The sequence below is a fragment of the Croceicoccus hydrothermalis genome, assembly GCF_022378335.1.
Classification (GTDB): domain Bacteria; phylum Pseudomonadota; class Alphaproteobacteria; order Sphingomonadales; family Sphingomonadaceae; genus Croceicoccus; species Croceicoccus hydrothermalis.
Genome location: NZ_JAIQCI010000020.1, coordinates 61316 through 81119 on the forward strand (window position 1 = coordinate 61316; position 19804 = coordinate 81119).

At 64.5% G+C, this 19804-nt stretch carries 17 protein-coding genes; 5 read left to right on the plus strand and 12 right to left on the minus strand.

What is annotated here, in order from left to right:
- Positions 1 to 18: 18 nt before the first annotated feature.
- From K4G67_RS11640 to K4G67_RS11665, 6 genes are all read right to left on the minus strand, one after another.
- Complete coding sequence (locus K4G67_RS11640; protein ID WP_239806531.1) at positions 19 to 951, minus strand: calcium/sodium antiporter; 933 nt, start codon at positions 949 to 951, stop codon at positions 19 to 21.
- 24 nt (positions 952 to 975) lie between these two features.
- Positions 976 to 2427 carry a helicase HerA domain-containing protein gene (locus K4G67_RS11645; protein WP_239806532.1) on the minus strand — a complete coding sequence of 484 codons (1452 nt, stop codon included), beginning with the start codon at positions 2425 to 2427 and terminating at the stop codon, positions 976 to 978.
- An 82-nt stretch (positions 2428 to 2509) separates the two neighbouring features.
- Entirely contained in the window at positions 2510 to 3367 is an 858-nt protein-coding gene (locus K4G67_RS11650; protein ID WP_239806533.1) for an oxygenase MpaB family protein, read from the minus strand.
- A gap of 27 nt (positions 3368 to 3394) precedes the next feature.
- Positions 3395 to 4198, minus strand: a complete 804-nt coding sequence (locus K4G67_RS11655; RefSeq protein ID WP_239806534.1) for an SDR family NAD(P)-dependent oxidoreductase — start codon at positions 4196 to 4198, stop codon at positions 3395 to 3397.
- A gap of 2 nt (positions 4199 to 4200) precedes the next feature.
- The gene (locus K4G67_RS11660) at positions 4201 to 5382 is read right to left on the minus strand and encodes a zinc-dependent alcohol dehydrogenase (protein WP_239806535.1); all 1182 of its coding nucleotides are present in this window, start codon (positions 5380 to 5382) and stop codon (positions 4201 to 4203) included.
- On the minus strand, positions 5379 to 6053 hold the full coding sequence (locus K4G67_RS11665; RefSeq protein ID WP_239806536.1) for an SRPBCC family protein: 675 nt from the start codon (positions 6051 to 6053) through the stop codon (positions 5379 to 5381). Before K4G67_RS11665 ends, K4G67_RS11660 begins: the two co-directional genes overlap by 4 nt.
- Positions 6054 to 6255: 202 nt before the next feature.
- On the opposite strand from K4G67_RS11665, the gene fumC reads away from it, so the two are divergent.
- On the plus strand, positions 6256 to 7647 hold the full coding sequence (gene fumC, locus K4G67_RS11670) for a class II fumarate hydratase (protein WP_239806537.1): 1392 nt from the start codon (positions 6256 to 6258) through the stop codon (positions 7645 to 7647).
- A 10-nt stretch (positions 7648 to 7657) separates the two neighbouring features.
- Here the strand turns inward: fumC and K4G67_RS11675 are convergent, their stop codons facing one another.
- From K4G67_RS11675 to K4G67_RS11685, 3 genes are all read right to left on the minus strand, one after another.
- Positions 7658 to 9724, minus strand: coding sequence for an NAD(+) synthase (locus K4G67_RS11675; RefSeq protein ID WP_239806538.1), 2067 nt, complete (start codon positions 9722 to 9724; stop codon positions 7658 to 7660).
- Positions 9721 to 10251, minus strand: coding sequence for a CinA family protein (locus K4G67_RS11680; protein ID WP_239806539.1), 531 nt, complete (start codon positions 10249 to 10251; stop codon positions 9721 to 9723). Before K4G67_RS11680 ends, K4G67_RS11675 begins: the two co-directional genes overlap by 4 nt.
- A 111-nt stretch (positions 10252 to 10362) precedes the next feature.
- Positions 10363 to 11190, minus strand: a complete 828-nt coding sequence (locus K4G67_RS11685) for a BON domain-containing protein (RefSeq protein WP_239806540.1) — start codon at positions 11188 to 11190, stop codon at positions 10363 to 10365.
- 262 nt (positions 11191 to 11452) lie between these two features.
- Between K4G67_RS11685 and K4G67_RS11690 the strand changes: the two genes are divergently transcribed.
- The 4 genes from K4G67_RS11690 to K4G67_RS11705 all read left to right on the plus strand — a co-directional run bounded on the left by K4G67_RS11690 (position 11453) and on the right by K4G67_RS11705 (position 16529).
- Positions 11453 to 12787 (plus strand): amidohydrolase, encoded by a 1335-nt coding sequence (locus tag K4G67_RS11690; protein ID WP_420830031.1) that lies wholly within the window; start codon positions 11453 to 11455, stop codon positions 12785 to 12787.
- A gap of 162 nt (positions 12788 to 12949) precedes the next feature.
- On the plus strand, positions 12950 to 13855 hold the full coding sequence (gene cysD / locus K4G67_RS11695) for a sulfate adenylyltransferase subunit CysD (protein ID WP_239806541.1): 906 nt from the start codon (positions 12950 to 12952) through the stop codon (positions 13853 to 13855).
- Entirely contained in the window at positions 13855 to 15786 is a 1932-nt protein-coding gene (gene cysN / locus K4G67_RS11700; RefSeq protein ID WP_239806542.1) for a sulfate adenylyltransferase subunit CysN, read from the plus strand. Before cysD ends, cysN begins: the two co-directional genes overlap by 1 nt.
- Positions 15780 to 16529 (plus strand): 3'(2'),5'-bisphosphate nucleotidase CysQ, encoded by a 750-nt coding sequence (locus K4G67_RS11705; protein WP_239806543.1) that lies wholly within the window; start codon positions 15780 to 15782, stop codon positions 16527 to 16529. The genes cysN and K4G67_RS11705 overlap by 7 nt, the downstream gene beginning before the upstream one ends.
- A 15-nt stretch (positions 16530 to 16544) precedes the next feature.
- On the opposite strand, the gene aroQ is transcribed toward K4G67_RS11705, so the two are convergent.
- From aroQ to K4G67_RS11720, 3 genes are all read right to left on the minus strand, one after another.
- A complete protein-coding gene (aroQ, locus tag K4G67_RS11710) occupies positions 16545 to 16976 on the minus strand; it encodes a type II 3-dehydroquinate dehydratase (protein ID WP_239806544.1) in 432 nt (143 codons plus the stop codon).
- 76 nt (positions 16977 to 17052) lie between these two features.
- Positions 17053 to 17466 carry a response regulator gene (locus K4G67_RS11715; protein ID WP_239806545.1) on the minus strand — a complete coding sequence of 138 codons (414 nt, stop codon included), beginning with the start codon at positions 17464 to 17466 and terminating at the stop codon, positions 17053 to 17055.
- Between the two features lie 131 nt (positions 17467 to 17597).
- Positions 17598 to 19697, minus strand: a complete 2100-nt coding sequence (locus K4G67_RS11720) for a protein-disulfide reductase DsbD family protein (RefSeq protein WP_239806546.1) — start codon at positions 19695 to 19697, stop codon at positions 17598 to 17600.
- Positions 19698 to 19804 lie beyond the last annotated feature (107 nt).

Below are 19804 nucleotides of genomic sequence, written 5' to 3' on the forward strand. Positions count from 1 at the left end.
GCATTGCGCCGCCCGCGATCATCCCGCCGCCAGCATCGCCAGATAACCCGCATAGGCGAGAAGGAACATCGCCGCACACCAGCGCGGCAAGCCCCTCTGCCATAGGATCAGCATGGTCAGCACCGCCGCCGACGCCCCCATCGCCAACAGGTCGAACGGCCATAGCTCGCCCGGCAAAGCATCGCCCGAAAGCGCCATGGTCGTGCCGCCGATGAACAATGTGTTGTAGAGATTGGACCCGGTCACACTGCCCAGCGCAACTTCGGATTCGCCTTTGCGCGCGGCGGCAATGCTCGCCACGAGTTCGGGAAGCGACGTGCCGACCGCCACGATGGTAAGCCCGATCAATGTCTCGCTCATCCCCGCCAGCCGCGCCAGATCGGTTGCCCCACCGACCAGTATCCTGCCCCCGAAGATCAACAGCGCGAGCCCGACCGCCGCCCCGGACAGCGGGCGGAACCAGCCGGGCGGCGGCGTATCCGGCGCGATATCGTGCGCGGGCGGCGTGCGCTCTGCCTTGAAGCAATAGGCGATATAGACAAGCAAAAGCCCGATCATCGCAAGGCCGAGCGCCACGCCGGAAAAGCCCGTCACCGCCACGCCGCACAGCAGCAGCGCGGCGAGAAGCCCCACCACCGGATCGCGCATCCGCCCCGCCGCCGCCACGCGGATCGGCGCGACCAGCGATGCCCCGCCGAGCACCAGCAGCGTGTTCGCGATGTTGGAGCCGACGATGTTCCCCCACGCGATCGCCGGCGCGCCCGCGCGAACCGCCTCGACACTGGCGACCAGTTCGGGGGCGGAGGTTCCGAACCCCACCACCACCAGCCCGATGAACAGCGGCGCAACCCGCGCCTTTGCCGCAAGCTTTACCGCGCCCGACACGAGCAATTCGCCCCCGCCGATGAGCAACACGAGGCCCAGCACGATCGCAAGCCCCGCCGATGTCATGAACGACGCCCCGCCATGTCCGTTTCAGACCGCCGCCGTCGTGAGGCCAAGCCGCGGCACGGTGACCGTCCGCCGCCCCGAAAAATCGGTGCGGATCACGAGAAGTTCCATACGCTCGAAATTGTCGAGCAGGCGGCGGATGCGGCCCGCACTGCTCGTGCCGTAAATGCGGGCGAGCGTATCGTCGTCGGGGCAGGGCGCCTCGTCCTGCGCCGCGCGCGCGATGGCGAGGAACGGGGCCAGCATGTCGTCTGGCACGCTCTGCGACAACGCGACGAGCGCGGCGTGATCGTCGTTGTCCGTGTCGATGCCGGCCTGGGCCATAGCGAACCGGCGGTTGAATTGCGTCATGTCGAGCCCGTGAAGCGGCGCCCGGCGGGCGCGGCATCGCAGGGTGAAATCCTGGAACAGGGCGGCGGATGTCTGAAACGCACTGTCGGGCTCGGCCGCCATTTCGCGCAGCACTTCGGCGATGATCGGGGCGGCGTCGGGCGTATCGTCGGCCTGATCCCCGGTCGTATCCGGCGCGGGCGCATCCTGTATCGCGATCCGTTCCATCAGCGCGTCGGCCTGCTCGCCCGGGCTGGGACGGGGCGGGGCGGGGGGCGGCGGTTCGGTCGTTTCCGGCGCGGCATGGAGCAATGCCTCCATCTCCTCCGCCGATGCGGTGGGAAGCGGCAAGAGGCCGGGCGCCGCACCGCGCGTGCCGGTCCGCACGCTTCCGATACGGACCGATACGGGGCGCCGGGAAATCGCCGGACCAAGGCCCAGGAACATGCCGCGGTCGAGATCGCGGATCTGTTCCGCCTGCCGCCGTTCCATGCCGAGCAGGTCGGCAGCGCGCACCATGTCGATATCGAGAAAGGTCCGCCCCATCAGGAAATTCGACGCCTCCGCCGCGACATTCTTGGCAAGTTTCGCCAGCCGCTGCGTCGCGATGACGCCGGCGAGGCCGCGCTTGCGCCCCCGGCACATCAGGTTGGTCATCGCCGAAAGCGAGAGGCGGCGGGCCTCGTCGCTGACGTCGCCGCCCTGTGCCGGTGCGAACATCTGCGCCTCGTCCACGACGACGAGCGCGGGGTACCATTCCTCCCGCGGGGCATCGAACAGGGCATTGAGGAACATCGCGGCGCAGCGCATCTGCGCCTCCACCTCAAGCCCGTCGAGCGCGAGCACGACCGAGGCGCGATGGCGCCGGATACGCGCGGCCAGTTGCACGATCTCGGTATCGCCGTAATCCGCGCCGTCGATCACCACATGGCCGAACGGTTCGGCCAGCGTCACGAAATCACCCTCCGGATCGATCACGACCTGCTGCACCAGCCCGGCGCTTTCCTCCAGCAGGCGGCGCAGGAGATGCGATTTGCCCGATCCCGAATTGCCCTGCACCAGCAGACGCGTGGCCAGCAATTCCTCGATATCGATGGGAACGCTGGTGTCGCGATTGTCGCTGCCGATGATGATCGAATTGCTCACGTATCAGGCAATAGCGGGCCGCGCGCCGCAGCCAAAGCCATCGCGCGCCGCTATCCCCAGCCTATCTCGGCCCGAAGGCGGATCATTCGCGAAAGCTCCACCTGAGCGCCGCGCCCATCGCATAGGTCGCCAGCCTGTTGGGAAGCGCGGTCAGCCGCCCCGGCCGCAGGTTCAACATGGCGGGCGCCCATCGCGGCAACAGGTCGAGCGCCGCATTGCCCAGCATGCGATGCGGCGCCGCCGACGCAGGGTTCCCCGCCGCCGGCGTCAGCACGAGATCGGCCACCTCCCGCGTTTCGGGAAGCACGGCAAGCTCGCCCCGAAACGAGGCCAGCAACGCCTCTGCCGCGGCACGCGTTTCGGGGACCGGATCGGCGCCCAGCGCGCGGGCGACATGGGCGGCCTGCGCGAAATAGATATCCTGATCCCTCGCGCTCATGCGCGGATCGACATAGCGGATATACGCATCGAGGAAGCACAGCGCCTCGCACACATGGACCCACGCCAGCAGCCGGGGATCGGAGGCGCGATAGCCCGTTCCATCGGGGAGCGTTCCCGTCACGCGCAGGTGGATGCGGCGGACCCGATCGATCGCGGCCTCCGCCTCATGGCGGTCCGCATAGGTGGTGATCGCGATGAAACGCGCCGTCCGCCGCAGCCGCCCGAGCATGTCGGCGCGAAAATCCGAATGGTCGAGCACGCCGCGAAGCGCCGCGGGGTGCAGCATCTGTAACAACAAAGCGGCCATGCCGCCGACCATCATCGACACCACATCGGCATGGACGGCGCGAATGACCGAACCGGGCGGATATATCGCCGTGTCGGATCGGGTAACCGGCGTTTCCCCGCGGCTCGCGTCGTTGAACACGGCGCGAACCTGCGCGCGGAGGAGGGATTTCACCGCCGCGGTGGGCGCGGCCGTCCGGCGCGCGCTCACCATCGGGGCGCCATCATGGCGGGGTCTGCGTCAATCGGCGTGTTCCTTTTTGGGCTTGGCCATCTTGCGGTGCATTTCGGCCAGCATCGTATCGGGAATGACATTGGCGAACACGTCCTGAACCTTGTTCATGAAGCCCGATACCACATGCGCGTCCCCTTCGAGCAGGGCGTCGTAGCCGTCCTTTGCCACCTTGGCTGGGTCGGACTTGCTGTCGGACTGTCCGGCGCCTGTATCTTCCATGCCCGCGCGGTCGAAGAATTGCGTATCGGTCACGCCGGGCATCAGGCAGCTTATCGTGACATTGGTGTCCTTCAACTCGTTGCGAAGGCCGAAACAGAAATCGTCGATATAGGCCTTCGTCGAATTGTAGACGAGTTGATACGCCCCCGGCAAATGCCCCGCAACCGACCCGGTAACCAGGATCCGGCCCGCATCGCGTTCGCGCATCCGCTTGCCGATATAGTAGATCAGCGCCGTCGTGCCGGTGACATTGGTGTGGATGACATGCGCGATGTCCTTCCACTCCTGATCGAGGAAGGCATGGCCCAGCCCGTGCCCTGCATTGGCGAGCAGGAAGTCCACCGGACGATCGCCTATTTCGGTCATCAGAGCCATGATCCCGTCGCGCGTGGCAAGGTCGCCCGTCACGGTCGCGACCGAGGCCGCGCCATGCTGTTTCACGATGGCCTCGGTTTCGCTCATGTCGCGGTCGGCGGCGAGGATCAGGTCGCAGCCGTCCTTCGCCGCCAGCTTCGCCAGCTCCTGCCCGATCCCGCTCGACGCGCCGGTGATGACGACCAGCCCATGCAATTTGTCGATGTCCTTCGCCATGATCAGGCCTCCATTCCGGGTTTTAGGACGACTTTCGTCCATTCGTTCTGATTGTCGTGGAAATTCTTGTAGCCGTCCGCCGCCTCAGTCAGGGGGAGGCGGTGGCTGATGAGGAAAGTGGTGTCGAGCGTGCCGTCCTCGATCTTGTCGAGCAGATCCTTGGTATAGCGTTGCACGTGCGTCTGCCCGCCCCGCAGTTGCAGTCCTTTTTCCATCATCGCGCCCAGCGGCCATTTGTCGGTCATCCCGCCATAGACGCCGGGGATCGACACGCGCCCGCCCGGACGCACGGCCAGGATCGCCTGTTTCAATGCGCTCGCCCTGTCGGCACCCATGCCGACGGTCTGCTTCACCATGTCCATCATGTTGTCATAGGCAAAGCCGTGCGCTTCCATGCCGACGGCGTCGATCACCGCATCCACGCCGATGCCGCCCGACATTTCCATCAAGGCTTCGCGCACGTCGGTTTCACGGAAATTGATCGTGTCGGCGCCCAGCTTTTTCGCAAGCTCCAGCCGGTGGGGATAATGATCGATCGCGATCACCTTCGATGCGCCCATCACGATGGCCGATTGAATTGCGAACAGCCCCACCGGGCCGCAGCCCCATACCGCGACCGTATCGTCGGGATTGATCTCCGCATTTTCCGCACCCATCCAGCCGGTCGGCAGAATGTCGGACAGGAACAACACCTTGTCATCGTCGAGGTGGTCGGGAACGACGATCGGCCCGACATCGGAGTAGGGGACGCGGACATATTCCGCCTGCCCGCCCGAATATCCGCCGGTGAGATGGGAATAGCCGAACAGCCCCGCCATCGGATGCCCGTAAAGCGTCGCCGATGCGTCCTGTTTTTCCGCCGGGTTCGAATTTTCACAGCAGCTGTATTGCTTGATGTTGCAGTGGAAACAGCCGCCGCATGAAATGGTGAATGGAACGACGACGCGCTGTCCTTTTTCCAACGTGCTGTCGGCGCCGGTTTCCACGACCTCGCCCATGAATTCATGGCCCAGGATGTCGCCCGACTGCACCATCGGGATCACCCCGTCGTAAAGGTGGAGGTCGGAGCCGCAGATCGCGGTGCTCGTCACCTTGATGATCGCATCGCGGCTGTTCACGATTTCGGGGTCGTCGACATTGTCGACGCGCACGTCATGCTTTCCATGCCAGGTGAGAGCTTTCATCGTGCATTCTCCTGCTGATCGGCTTGATCGTTCTGATACTGGGCGGCGCGGGTCTGATCCTTGCGGCGCGCGCTGGTGGTGACTTCGCCGGTTTCCATGAGCATCTTGAAACGCTTGAGATCGTGGCGCGCCTGTACTTCGGGTTCGCGCATGAACAGCTTGGCGATGGCCTGGCCGATCTTTCCGCCCGGCGCCTTGTACGCAATGACGAGAGAGACGCGCGTGCCGCGTTCGCCAGGCGCATCCTCGAACGTGACGCGGCCTTCGGTATCGATGTCCGACCCTTCGACGGAGCGCCAGGCGATGAGCTTGTCCTGCTCCTCCCGTGCGATTTCGGTTTCGACGTCCACGGATTGTCCGGCGGGCGCCTTAATCGTCCACACGGCGCGGCCGTCGCTGCTTTTCGTCGTTATGCGCTCCACGTTTTCCATGAAGCGGGGCAGGTTCTGAAACTCGCGCCAGAACGCGAAAAGCTCCGCGCGCGGCTTGCGGATGGTGACGGTGCGGCCGACAACCTCGTAATCGCCGAAATTGCGACGCTGCGTCCATCCGGGCGCGCTGTCGGGGTGATGTTTCTTCTCTCGCGTGGAAAGCCACGCGCCGACCGCCGCCGCGCCAAGGGCAATGCCCGCCCCGGCCAGCGCGCCCAGTTCCCTGTTATCCGATTTCATATGCAATCTCCGATCTCTGTTACCGATAGAAGCCGCTGGTCCGCCATCGTGTTCCGCGCGTCGGTCAGGGCGCCCCGTGGCTGCGACGGGGCGCACGCATTGACGCGCCGCGCCGGAAATCGAACCGGATCGCAGGGAACGCAGCGCGGGGACGGCTTGTTGCCATGCACGAAAGCATCCGATGAAAGGGGCCAGAAAAGCCATGACCGACACACGCAGCGAAACCGACACCATGGGCGCCATCGACGTTCCGGCGGACCGCCTCTGGGGCGCGCAGACGCAGCGTTCGCGCGAAAATTTCCGTATCGGTGAGGAGGTCATGCCCCGCCCCGTGACACGCGCGCTGGGCATCGTGAAGCGGGCGGCGGCGCGGACCAATCGCGATCTCGGCCTGCTCGATGCCGATCTGGCGGACGCCATCATCCGCGCCGCGGACGAGGTGGTATCGGGCGAGCTCGATGCCGAATTTCCCCTCGTCGTGTGGCAGACGGGTTCGGGAACGCAAAGCAACATGAACGCGAACGAGGTTATCTCCAACCGCGCGAATGTGATGCTGGGCGGCAAACCGGGCGAAAAATCCCCGGTGCACCCCAATGATCACGTCAACATGTCGCAATCGTCGAACGATACGTTTCCCACCGCCATCAATATCGCCGCCGTAACCCAGATTGCCGAAAGGCTGTTGCCCGCGCTGCACACGATGCATGAGGATCTGAACCAAAAGGCGCGGCGATGGGACGGTATCGTCAAGATCGGCCGCACCCATACGCAGGATGCAACACCGCTGACGCTCGGACAGGAATTTTCCGGTTACGCGCGGCAGGTGGAGCTTGGCATCGCGCGGATCGATAGCGTGATGGACGGTCTTTACGATCTGGCGCAGGGGGGCACGGCGGTGGGCACCGGGCTGAACGCGCCGGACGGCTTTGGGACCGGCGTCGCCGAAGCCATTGCGAAGGATACGGGCCACCCGTTCCGAAGCGCGGCCAACAAGTTCGAAAGCCTTGCCGCGCACGATGCGCTGCTGTTTGCGCATGGCGCGCTCAATACGCTGGCGGCGAGCCTTTTCAAGATCGCCAACGACATCCGCTATCTCGGCTCCGGGCCGCGTTCGGGTCTTGGCGAGCTGGCCCTGCCGGCGAACGAGCCGGGCAGTTCGATCATGCCCGGAAAGGTAAACCCGACGCAGTGCGAAGCGATGACGCAGGTGTGCGCGCAGGTGTTCGGCAATCACGCCACGCTAAGCTTCGCGGCGAGCCAGGGGCAGTTCGAGCTGAATGTCTATCGCCCGGTCATGGCGTATGATTTCCTGCAATCGGTGCGGCTGCTGGCCGATGCGGCGAACAGTTTTACGACAAACCTGCTAGCCGGGCTGGAGCCGCGGGAGGACAATATCGCGAAGGGGGTCGAAAACTCGCTCATGCTGGTCACCGCGCTGGCGCCGACGATCGGCTATGACAAGGCCGCCGCCATCGCGAAGGATGCGCATGCACGCAACGTCACCCTGCGCGAAGCCGCGATCGACAGCGGCCATGTCACCGGCGAGGATTACGACCGCATCGTGAAGCCCGAGGCCATGACGAAACCGGGCTGAACCGCCCCGGTCATTCCGGCACGTTGTCCCGCAATTCCTGCACCCAGACATCGGCGACCGAATCGGACGGCGCACGCCAGTCGCCCCGCGGGCTAAGCGCGCCGCCGGAGGATACTTTGGGTCCGTTCGGAATGGCCGACCGCTTGAACTGCGACGATTGAAAGAAACGCCAGCAGAATTTCTCCAGCCATTTGCGAATGGTGGGAAGGTCGTATGCGTTCTTCAGCGCGTCGGGAAATTCCGCCGGCCACAGCCCGCGCTCCGCATCGCGCCATGCGTGCCAGGCGAGGAAGGCGACCTTCGACGGTTTCTGTCCGAACCGCATGATGTGGTGGAGGAAGAAATCGTTCAGTTCATACGGCCCGATCTTGCTCTGCGTGCTCTGTATCTCGCCGTCTTCGCCCTGCGGGACGAGTTCGGGGGAAATCTCGGTCGCGAGAATATCCTCCAGCACCTGATCCGCGGCATGGTCGAGCTGATTGGTGCGCGCGGTCCAGCGGATGAGATATTGAATGAGCGTTTTGGGCACGCCGGCATTCACGGCATAATGGCTCATCTGATCGCCCACGCCATAGGTGCACCAGCCGAGCGCCAGTTCGGACAGGTCGCCCGTGCCGATGACGAACCCTGAATGATGTCCGGCAAGCCGGAACAGATAATCGGTGCGCAGGCCCGCCTGAACATTTTCGAAGGTCACGTCATACACAGGCTCCCCATCGGCGAACGGATGGCCGATGTCCTCCAGCATGCGGCGCGCGGCGGGCTTTATATCGATCTCCTCCGCCACGATGCCGATCGCCTTCATCAGCTTCCACGCGTTCGATTTCGTGCCCTCGCTGGTCCCGAAACCGGGCATAGTATAGCCGCGGATCGTGCTGCGCGGGAGATTCAGCCGGTCGCACGCCCGCGCCGCGACGAGTAGCGCATGAGTGGAATCGAGCCCGCCCGATATGCCGATCACCATGGTATCGCCGCCCGTCGCCTCGAACCGGCGCATCAGGCCATCGACCTGGATATTGAACGCCTCGAAACAATCCTCGTCGAGCTTTTCCTGGCGGTTGGGGACGAAGGGAAAGCGCCGGATCGGGCGATTGAGCCCGATGTCCCGCATGCCGTTACCGAGCGTGAATTCCACCATGCGGAACCGTGTCTGCGGCAGACCCGCATGTTCTGCGGCATCGTTGAAGGTTTGCAGCCGTTGCCGGTCGAGCACGATGCGGTCGCAATCGATATCCGCGATGCACAATTCCGCGTCGAGCGAGAAACGCTCGCTCTCGGCCAGAAGATCGCCGAGTTCGTAGATGATGCCCTGGCCGTCCCAGGCGAGATCGGTCGTGCTTTCCCCGTGCCCCGCGGCGGAGTAGAGGTAGGCGGTCTGCGTCCGCGACGATTGCGCACGGCACAAGAGATGCCGCTCATCCGACTTGCCGATGGTGATATTGCTGGCCGAGAGATTGGCGATGACCGTCGCACCTGCGAGCGCGCCATGAGTTGATGGCGGCGTCGCGGCCCAGAAATCCTCGCAGATTTCGGCGAACAGCTTGAACGAGGGGACGTCGCTCGCGGCGAAGATGAGGTCCGTGCCGAACGGAACGCGGGCACCCCCGACGGCGATATGCTGACCGGTGATATTGCGGCCATGCGCGAACCAGCGTTTTTCGTAGAATTCGCGATAATTGGGCAGGTAGCTTTTGGGCACCGCGCCCAGAATGCGCCCCTTCGCCACCGGAATCGCGCAATTGTAGATGCGCCCCTCGTGGCGAAGCGCCGCGCCGATCATCAGCACCGGCGACAGCTCCGCGCTCGCCTCCGCAATATCGATAAGCGCGCGCTCGACCGCGTCGAGCAATGCCGCCTGCATATGCAGATCATCGATGGCATAGGACGTCAGGCACAATTCGGGAAAGACGAGCAGGTCGACCCCTGCCTCGTGCGCCCGCCGCGCCTCCTTTAAAATCGCGTCGCGGTTGAAGGATATGTCCGCCGTGCGCACCCGGGGCGTGCTGGTCGCCGCGCGGATGAAGCCATGGCGGTGGAGCGAGAAGAAATCGCCGTTTGCCGTCCCTGTGTCGTTCATCGCTGCGCACCCTCGTCCATTTTCAGCAGTTCCTGTTCCATCATGTCGAGCGCCACGTTCAGCGCCGCCTTGCGAACGCCGGAGCGACCGATCGCCCCGAAATGTTCCTCCCGATGGTGAATGTCGCCATTCTTCACGGCGCAGCCGAAATGGACAAGCCCTTCTTCGGCGTCATCCCCGCCCGGGCCGGCATATCCCGTGATCGACACGGCAATGGCGGAGCGGGAGCGGTTTAACGCACCCCGTGCCATGGCGATGGCAATCGGCCTGCTGACCGCGCCGCAGCTTTCGACCTCGTCCCGGTCGATGTCGAGCAGATCGCATTTCGCATCCACCGAATAGGTCACGATCCCCCGATCGAAGGCATGGCCACGGCCGCGAACATCGGTCAGCAACGCCGCCAGCAGCCCGCCAGTGCAGCTTTCCGCCGTGGTCAGCGAAACCTTCCGCTCATGCGCGAGGTCGAGAACGCGGTGTGCCCGTTCGATCAGATCGTCGGGAAGGATGGGGTCGAGAGTGGATGTCATAATGCTGTCCGTTTGTTGACCGGTGCGGAGCGCGGTGTCGTGCGACGACGAAAAGGCCCGACCGCAATGGCCGGGCCTTTCTTCAGGGTATTTCACAAACCCTGTTCGGGATCACGAACCTGTCGTTTCTTCCGCCGTCCGGGTCCGGTCGTACCGTTGGTCCAGTTCGGTCACGCGGAGGTTGTTCTGCACATGGCGCACACCGGAAATGTCGTGGACGCAATCTTCTGCCCGGCGCTTGCCCCGACGGTCCTCGACCGAACCGTCGAGCGTGACCTCGGCATCCTGTACGGTGACAGTGATTTCGGACGCATCGACGCCCCAGTCATCGGTCAGCCGGTCGCAGGCATCTTCGAGAATACGTTCGTCCGAACGCTTGTAATTCGCAGGTCCGCGCCCGGTATGGTCACGCTCCCGGCGGCGTTCCGCATCCTCGTCGCCGAACCAGCTCGCGATTTCGTCACCGGCCTTGTCGAAGAAGCCGCGCTCTTCGTTCCGGCGGCGGTTGTGGCCCATCGTCCCGGCATAGGCACCGCCGCCGCCGCCGCTGCCGTAGCTGCCGCTGCCATATCCGCGGTTCTGGACACGTTCGAAATCGCGGCCGCCATAATCGTTCGAATTGAAGCTGCCGAAACGGTCGCCCCGGTTGTCGTAACGCATGGGATCGCCGGCCGTGCGTGCTCCGTCGCGATCGTTCCTGTCGCGCCCGCCGCGGCGCATCATGTCATCACGGCCGTAGCTTGCGAAGTCGTCGCGGCCATAATCGTTGTCCATCTGGCGATAGCCGTCGTCATAGCTGCCTTGCTGACCGTATCCGCGCTCCGATCCGTAATTGCCGGATTCGAATTGCTGTTGCTGCCGGTCGTCGAAACGGTCGTAATCGCGGTTATAGTTGCGATTGCGTTCGTTTCTACGTTCGTTGTCAAAACGGTTGGCCATGAAAGGTCTCCTTTTTCTATGTCATGAAAGACGGAGCCGAATAATCCTACCGGCTGATCTTTCCCGCTTTTTAGCGGATTGTATGGTGTTTAAACGGGTGAACGGATTGCTTTGTTTCCCGGTTCGTCGCATCGCTGCGCCATTTGGGCGAAGAAGAGGCGTGTTGCGAAAGTTTTCGAGACGATACAGGGGCTTGTCAGGTTCGTCATCCAAGCACGGAAACGGGATTGCGGGGCGGCGCATTCGCGGTAAGGTGGCGTTCATGACCATACGTTCCTCGCTTCGTGCGCTTTCGCTTTCTGCCACTCTCGGCCTGATGTTGCCCGGCGCGGCATGGGCCGATACGCTGACCGACGATCTTCGGGGCGACATGCCCGAACTCATGACGCTTTATCGCGATCTGCATGCGCATCCCGAATTGTCGATGCAGGAAACCCGCACCGCGGCGAAAATGGCCGGTCTGATGCGCGAACTGGGTTATGAGGTGACGGAGAATGTCGGCCAGACCGGCGTCGTCGGCATCATGAAGAACGGCGCCGGTCCGGTCGTGCTGCTACGGGCCGATATGGACGGGCTTCCGGTGCGGGAGCAGACGGGGCTTCCCTTTGCATCGCAGGTGACCGCGACGGCGCGGTCCGGCGTGGAAAGCGGGGTGATGCACGCCTGCGGCCACGATACGCACATGACCGGCCTGATCGGGGCTGCGCGCCTTTTGGCGGAGCGGCGGTCCGAATGGTCGGGCACGCTGATGCTCGTCGCGCAGCCGGGTGAGGAAGTGGGCGAGGGGGCCGCCGCCATGCTCGACGATGGGCTTTACGAGCGCTTCGGTCGGCCCGACTATGCCATCGCGTTTCACGACGCCGCCGCGCTTCCCGCAGGGGTCGTGGGCTATTCCCCCGGCTATGCGCTGGCCAATGTGGACAGCATCGACATCACCGTTCCGGGCGTCGGCGGTCATGGTGCCTATCCGCATATGACGAAGGACCCGATCGTATTGGCGAGCAGCATCGTGATGCGGCTTCAAACGCTGGTCAGCCGGGAGCAGGATCCACAGGATCCGGCCGTGGTCACCGTCGGCTCCATCCACGCCGGATCGAAGCACAACATCATTTCGGACGAGGCGAAATTACAGCTTACCGTGCGCAGCTATGGCGACGAAAGCCGACAGGGTCTTATCGATGGGATACGCCGGATCGTGCGCGGCGAGGCGATCGCCGCCGGCATGCCGGAGGACAGGATGCCGACCGTGACGCTCGCGGATCAATTCACACCGGCGACCTACAACGATCCTGCGCTGGCGACGCGCATGGCCGGATTGTTCGAAACGCGGTTCGGCGCGGACCGCGTGGTGGAGGAACCCGCGACGATGGGCGGCGAGGATTTCAGCCGGTATCGACGCGCCGCGCCCGATGAGATCGAATCGCTGATCTTCTGGGTCGGCGGGGTGCCGATGGACCGGTGGGAGGCGGCGCAGGCGGGAACGGCGCAGCTTCCCTCGCTGCACAGCCCGTTCTGGGCGCCGGATGCGGACGCCGTGATCGCCACCGGGGCGGAGGCGCTGGCGGCGGCGGCTCTCGATCTTATGCCGGCGCGCTGAACGCTCCTCATCACGGCCGCGCCGGGCGGGCTAAATCCCCGTTGGCGCGGCGCAATAAATTCTTGGCTGTAATGCGACGGGTGCGCGACTAGGCTCGTGCGCATCTGTTGAACAATCACGCGGGCACGCCCTTGCCCGCCGCCGACCTGAAAAGCGCGACATATGGCCAAACCCCTCACTCACCTTCAGCGTCTGGAGGCCGAAAGCATCCATATCATGCGCGAGGTTGCGGCAGAGGCCGACAACCCCGTGATGCTGTATTCGGTCGGCAAGGACAGCGCGGTGATGCTGCACCTGGCGAAAAAAGCGTTCTATCCCTCGCCGCCGCCGTTCCCGTTGATGCACGTCGACACCACCTGGAAGTTTCAGGCGATGTACGAATTGCGCAACCGTGCGGCACAAGACGCCGGCATGGACCTCATCGTGCATCAGAACCCGGAGGCGAAGGAGCAGGGGATCAACCCGTTCGACCATGGCCCGCTCCACACCGACATGTGGAAGACGCAAGGATTGAAGCAGGCGCTCGACAAGCATGGCTTCGACGCGGCGTTCGGCGGCGCGCGTCGGGATGAGGAGAAGAGCCGCGCGAAGGAGCGCATCTTCTCCTTCCGCACCGCGACGCATGGCTGGGACCCGAAGGATCAGCGGCCTGAACTGTGGAACCTCTACAACACGCGCAAGGCCAAGGGGGAGAGCATTCGCGTGTTCCCCATCTCCAACTGGACCGAGCTCGACATCTGGCAATATATCCAGCTGGAGGGGATCGAGATCGTGCCGCTCTATTTCGCGGAAAAACGCCCGGTGGTGGAACGCGACGGCTTGCTCATCATGGTGGATGACGACCGCTTTCCCCTACGCGAGGGCGAGACGCCCGAAATGCGTTCGGTGCGGTTCCGCACGCTGGGCTGCTACCCGCTGACCGGCGCGGTGGAGAGCGAGGCGAGCGATCTTTCGGGCGTGATACAGGAAATGCTGCTCACCACCACGAGCGAGCGGCAGGGCCGCGCCATCGACCGTGACGCCGGCGACGCCAGCATGGAAAAGAAGAAGCAGGAGGGCTATTTCTGATGGCCGACGCGCACGACACCCCCGTCTACGAAACCGACGCGCTCATCGCGAAGGATATCGACGCCTATCTGGAATCGCATCAGCATAAAACGATGCTGCGCTTCATCACCTGCGGGAGCGTGGACGACGGGAAATCGACCCTGATCGGCCGGCTGCTCTATGATTCCAAGATGATCTTCGAGGATCAGCTGGAGGCGCTGGAAAGCGATTCCCGCCGCGTCGGCACGCAGGGGCAGGAGATCGATTTCGCCCTGCTCGTCGATGGCCTCGCGGCGGAGCGGGAGCAGGGCATCACCATCGATGTCGCCTATCGCTTCTTTACCACGCAGAAACGCAAGTTCATCGTCGCCGACACCCCCGGCCACGAACAATACACCCGCAACATGGTCACCGGCGCATCGACCGCCGATCTCGCCGTGATCCTCGTCGATGCGCGCAAGGGTGTGCTGGTGCAGACGCGGCGGCACAGCTATCTCGCCCATCTGGTCGGCATCCGAAATGTCGTTCTCGCCGTGAACAAGATGGACCTGGTCGATTACGATCAGGCGACCTTCGACGCCATCGTCGCGGATTACCGCGAATTTGCGAAGACGATCGGGATCGAGGATTTCACCGCCATTCCGATTTCCGGCTTCAAGGGCGACAATGTCACCGCGCCGTCCGCCAACACGCCGTGGTATCGGGGGCCGTCGCTCATGGAGCATCTCGAAACGGTCGAGTTGTCGAGCGATAGCGACCTTGCCAAGCCGTTCCGCATGCCGGTGCAATGGGTGAACCGGCCCAATCTCGACTTTCGCGGATTTTCCGGATTGATCAGTGCGGGCACCGTGCGCCCCGGCGACCCGGTGCGCATCGTGCCGTCGGGCAAGACGACGAATATCGCGCGCATCGTCACGCTGGACGGTGATCTGGACGAGGCGCAGGTCGGGCAATCGGTGACGCTCACCCTTACTGACGAGGTCGATTGTTCGCGCGGCAGCGTGATGGCCGCCGCCGACGCCCCGCCCGAAACCGCGGATCAGTTCGAGGCCACGATCGTGTGGATGGCGGACGATGCGATGCTGCCCGGTCGGTCCTACTGGATGAAAATCGGCACGCAGCAGGTATCAGCCAGCGTGCAGGAGCCGAAATATACCGTCGATGTGAACAGCATGGATCACATGGCAGCCAAGACGCTGAATCTCAACGAGATCGGGGTCGCCGAACTCGCCACCGAACGGCCCATCGCCTTCGTCCCCTATCGCGACGAGCAGGACCGGGTGAGCCCGGCGCTGGGCGGGTTCGTGCTCATCGACAAGATGACCAACCGCACGGTCGCGGCCGGAATGCTGCATTTCGCGCTCCGCCGCTCGCAGAACGTCCATTGGCAGGCGCTCGACATCACGCGCGAGGCGCGCGCCGATTTGAAGAATCAGGCGCCGAAGGTGTTGTGGTTCACCGGGCTTTCGGGTTCGGGCAAATCGACGATCGCGAATCTGGTCGAAAAACGGCTGCACCGGATGAACCGGCACAGCTTCCTCCTCGACGGAGACAATGTGCGGCACGGGCTGAACCGCGATCTCGGCTTTACCGATGCCGACCGGATCGAGAATGTGCGCCGCGTTGGCGAGGTTGCCCGGTTGATGACTGATGCCGGGCTGATCGTGATCACCGCCTTCATCTCCCCCTTCCGCGCCGAACGCGACATGGTGCGCGCCATGATGGAGGAGGGCGAGTTCATGGAAGTGTTCATCGACACGCCGCTTTCCGTGGCGGAGAAACGCGACGTGAAGGGCCTCTATGTCAAGGCGCGGGCCGGGACGTTGAAGAACTTTACCGGAATCGACAGCCCTTACGAAGCGCCGGAAAACCCGGAAATCCGCATCGACACCACCGCGCTTTCGCCGGAAGAGGCCGCGGATCGCATCGTGGAGCAATTGCTGGGATGGTAACGAAGGTTCGTATCGAGGACGACGCCGAACTGGCCGCAAGGCTCGCGACGACCGCGGGGCAGATCGCCTGCGCCGTGCGGGACAGCGGCTTGCTCGACGGCAAGGAGCTGGGCAGTGCAGGGGACAAGGTCGCCAATGCGTTCCTGATGAAGGCGCTGGCCGAGCAGCGGCCCGAGGATGGCGTCCTGTCCGAAGAAAGCCGCGACACGCTCGAACGGCTGGACAAGGACCGGGTGTGGATCGTCGACCCGGTCGACGGCACCCGCGAATATGGCGAACGGCGCGGCGATTGGGCCGTGCATGTCGGCCTTTCCATTGGGGGACGGGCGGCTGTCGGCGCGGTGGCGTTGCCGGGGCTGAATGTCACGATGCGGTCCGACCGGACGGAACATTTGCCGCCTGCGCCCCAACGGTTGCGCATGGTGGTCAGCCGCACGCGCCCGGCGAAGGAAGCCGTGCAGGTGGCAGAGGCGCTCGACGCCGAACTCGTTCCCATGGGCAGCGCGGGTGCGAAGGCGATGGCGATCCTGCGCGGGGAGGCGGATATCTACCTCCATTCGGGCGGGCAGTACGAATGGGACAATTGCGCGCCCGCCGCGGTGTGCGATGCGTTTGGCCTGCATTGTTCGCGCATCGATGGCGCGCCGCTTCGATACAACCGGGCGGACGTCGCGCTGCCCGATCTGCTGTTCTGCCGCAAGGAGCATGCGACCCGCGTGTTGAACTTGGTCGCCGCGATGTAGCGTGCGGCGCCGCGCTTAAATCCGCTGCGCAACCGCCTCTATCGCGAGGACATAGCCCAGCGTTCCCGCGCCGCAGATGACGAGATCCGCCACGGCCGATACGTGGCTGTGGTGGCGAAAATGCTCGCGCGCGTGGATGTTGGAGATGTGAACCTCCGCGATCGGTCCGGCAAAGGCGGACAAGGCGTCGCGAATGGCGATCGAGGTGTGGCTGTAGGCGGCGGGGTTGATGACAATGGCCGCGGCGTCGGCGCGCGCAGCCTGGATCCAGTCGATGAGATCGTGCTCGGCATTGCTTTGATGAAACGCGATTCCGTGGCCAAGCGCTTTCGCCTTCTCGCGGCACAGACGCTCGATATCGGCGAGCGTTTCATGGCCGTATATGTCCGGCTCCCGCTGGCCCAGCAGGTTGAGATTGGGACCGTTGAGTACGGTAATACGCGCCATCGGGTCCGCCTTTCGCTTCTGAAACCGTGGCCTCGCGCTTAACCGATGGCAAAGGCGGGCGCAATCGCACCGCGGTTCATTTCATAACCAGCTTCTGCAGCCGGGATTCCAATGTGCCGATCGGGCATGGCTTGGTACACACATCGGCGCGCGGGTAGCGTTCGCGCAATTCTTCGGGGCTGGCATGGCCGGAATGAAAGACGAACGGAACGGCCATGTCCTTCAACCTGTCCGCCACGGGAAAGACGGTCCCGTCGGTGACCTGTACGTCGAGCACGGCACCGTCGGGAGTGCGCGCGTCGATGGCGGCCAGCGCGCGGGCGACGCTGGGATGCGGACCGTCCACGATAAAACCGCAATCCTCCAACCGATCGACGAGGTCGAAGGCAATGATCATCTCATCCTCGACGAGGAGGATATGTTGCGCCGGAGCGCCCCGTTCGGCAGAATTGCCAGCTTCCATGTTCACGTTCGATTGCGGTTGGCTCACCACTCGCACACTTTCATCGGCGTCTGCCCCCTTGGGTCACAGTCAACTATTGTTAACATTCTGCACAAAACGAACAGGCCACCGGCACAATGGTTCCCATGCGGTAAATTAAAAAACGAACGCCAGTTCCTTTATTCCGGGTCGGTATCGTTTGCCGATTGCCCTTGGGCGATTGTAATCAGCGTGTCGGCCGAAAGAACCTGCGGCAGAATCCGCGCGGTTTCTCCGGGGGCGTACCATAGATAGAGCGGAACGCCCGCCGCGCCGTTTTCGGACAGGAAGCGGGCGATGGCGGGGTCGCCCCGCGTAAAGTCGCCGCGCAGGACCGCCACATCATGTTCGGCAAATGCCTTCGCGACCGGCGCGCGGTCGATCGCGACCTGTTCATTGACCTTGCAGGTCACGCACCAGTCCGCCGTGAAATAGGCGAATACGGGCCGACCGGACGCGCGCGCGGAGGCCAGCGCCTCCATACTGAACGGTTGCGTGCCCGGAAGGGCGGCCGCATCGCCGGCGGGGGGGGCAGGATCCATCCACGCGGCCAGCCCGCCGGCACACGCCGCGATCAACAGCGCGACACCCGCAAGCGAGGCGACGCCGCGCCCCTTCGCCTGTTGCCGCCCCGCCATGAACAGCAGCGCCAGCACACCGGCCCCGGCGAAAAGCGCCGTTATCGCCAGCGCCCATCCCCCCACGCGCCAGCATAGCCAGAACAGCGCCGCCCCGGTCAGCCCCATCGGCACCGCCATGGTGCGCCGGAACGCGTTCATCCATCGGCCGGGCTGCGGAATCATCGCACGCAGGCGGGGCACGAAACCGATGGCGAGAAACGGCGCGGCGAGCCCCAGCCCCAGCGCCGCGAACAGCGCCAGCGCAGCCCACGCGGGCAAAAGCAACGCTGCGCCCATCGCGCCCGCCATGAACGGCCCGGTGCATGGCGTTGCGACGAACGCGGCGAGAACGCCGGTCCCGAACGCGCCGCCCCCGCGCCGCCGGATGGCCACCGGCAGGATCATTTCATAGGCGCCCGCCAGATTTGCGGTGATCGCGGTGACGAGCAGGAAAAGCAGCACGATGGTCGCGGGTTCCTGCAACTGAAACGCCCAGCCGACCTCCTGCCCGAACATGCGCAGGACGAGCAGCGCCCCGCCGAGCGCGACGACGGCGGCAAGCACCCCGGCGGTATAGGCCAGCGCCTCCGTCCGGGCGCCGGCGTTGCTGTCGCCGCGCGCGCGGGCGAGCGCGACCGCCTTGAGGCTGAGCACCGGGAACACGCAAGGCATGACGTTGAGCAGCACGCCGCCCGCAAACGCGGCGAGGAGCAGAAGCGCCAGCGGCCCGGCCCCCGTTCCATCTGCGCGCCCTGCATCAGCGAGCGGCTTCCCCGCCGGACCCACGGATCCGGGGTCGAGCCGGACCGACACGCCGCGCCCGTCGTTGAGCCGGAGTACCGCCCGATGCATGTCTTTGGCCTGGGCACCGTCCCGCGCATCGGTCTCGACTATGATCCAGTCGCCCCGGCGCGAAAAATCCTGACGGGCGGGATAATCGACCACGCCGTCATCGGCGAAGAACAGGTGCGGTGCGGCAAGGCTTGCACCCGCCGCGACGGGTATCGCAGCGCGCAACCGCCCGCCCGCAATCTCGTATCGACCCGGCTGCGCCAGCGGGGCGGGCAATGCCGCGCGCCATGCGGCAAGGCGCGGGTCCGCCTCCGCACGATCCGCGATGGTGAGCGCCGTGCGAAGCTCCGCCTCCTCCGGCACGCAGATCGTATCGGTACACGCCAGCCAGCGCGCCCTTACCGCGATCGGGACGGGCGATGGCCGCGTCATGCCCGCCGACACATTTGCCGGGACGAGCACGGCATAGCGCCCTTCGTAAACATGGTTCATCAGCCCGGAAATCAGCAATGTCTGCGGCACCGGATATTGCGGATCGCCCACCGAAATCCCGTCCGGCAGCGTCCAGTCCAGCGTCATGCCATATCCCGCATCGCCGGGGTTCGACCAATATCCGTGCCACCCCTCCGCAGGCTCCATGATGAGCGCGATCACGGCATCTCCGCCCGACACGGCGGTGCCGGCCACCAGCCGCGCGTCGATATTGTTCGCATGCGCCGTACCCGGCAGCCCGCCGGTCACAAGGACGATCGAAAACGCGATCGACGCAAGCACCACGCGCAGCAAAGCCGTCTGAATTGCGGCGATAAGCGGCAGGCGGTGAGGCATGGGAATGATCGTATCCGGGCTCGCTGATGCGGTGGAGAGGCGATACGGACACTTGCGTCCGCGCCCGCGCACCGCCATCAACCGCATGGCGTATCTAGGCGCGGCGT

Coding starts and splice junctions, on each gene's coding strand:
- K4G67_RS11665 (WP_239806536.1), bottom strand. CDS start 6,053: ATGAAATCGGATAACAGGGAACTGGGCGCGCTGGCCGGGGCGGGCATT.
- fumC (WP_239806537.1), top strand. CDS start 6,256: ATGACCGACACACGCAGCGAAACCGACACCATGGGCGCCATCGACGTT.
- cysD (WP_239806541.1), top strand. CDS start 12,950: ATGGCCAAACCCCTCACTCACCTTCAGCGTCTGGAGGCCGAAAGCATC.
- K4G67_RS11655 (WP_239806534.1), bottom strand. CDS start 4,198: ATGGCGAAGGACATCGACAAATTGCATGGGCTGGTCGTCATCACCGGC.
- K4G67_RS11705 (WP_239806543.1), top strand. CDS start 15,780: ATGGTAACGAAGGTTCGTATCGAGGACGACGCCGAACTGGCCGCAAGG.
- K4G67_RS11675 (WP_239806538.1), bottom strand. CDS start 9,724: ATGAACGACACAGGGACGGCAAACGGCGATTTCTTCTCGCTCCACCGC.
- K4G67_RS11680 (WP_239806539.1), bottom strand. CDS start 10,251: ATGACATCCACTCTCGACCCCATCCTTCCCGACGATCTGATCGAACGG.
- K4G67_RS11640 (WP_239806531.1), bottom strand. CDS start 951: ATGACATCGGCGGGGCTTGCGATCGTGCTGGGCCTCGTGTTGCTCATC.
- K4G67_RS11685 (WP_239806540.1), bottom strand. CDS start 11,190: ATGGCCAACCGTTTTGACAACGAACGTAGAAACGAACGCAATCGCAAC.
- aroQ (WP_239806544.1), bottom strand. CDS start 16,976: ATGGCGCGTATTACCGTACTCAACGGTCCCAATCTCAACCTGCTGGGC.
- K4G67_RS11690 (WP_420830031.1), top strand. CDS start 11,453: ATGACCATACGTTCCTCGCTTCGTGCGCTTTCGCTTTCTGCCACTCTC.
- K4G67_RS11650 (WP_239806533.1), bottom strand. CDS start 3,367: ATGGTGAGCGCGCGCCGGACGGCCGCGCCCACCGCGGCGGTGAAATCC.
- K4G67_RS11660 (WP_239806535.1), bottom strand. CDS start 5,382: ATGAAAGCTCTCACCTGGCATGGAAAGCATGACGTGCGCGTCGACAAT.
- K4G67_RS11720 (WP_239806546.1), bottom strand. CDS start 19,697: ATGCCTCACCGCCTGCCGCTTATCGCCGCAATTCAGACGGCTTTGCTG.
- cysN (WP_239806542.1), top strand. CDS start 13,855: ATGGCCGACGCGCACGACACCCCCGTCTACGAAACCGACGCGCTCATC.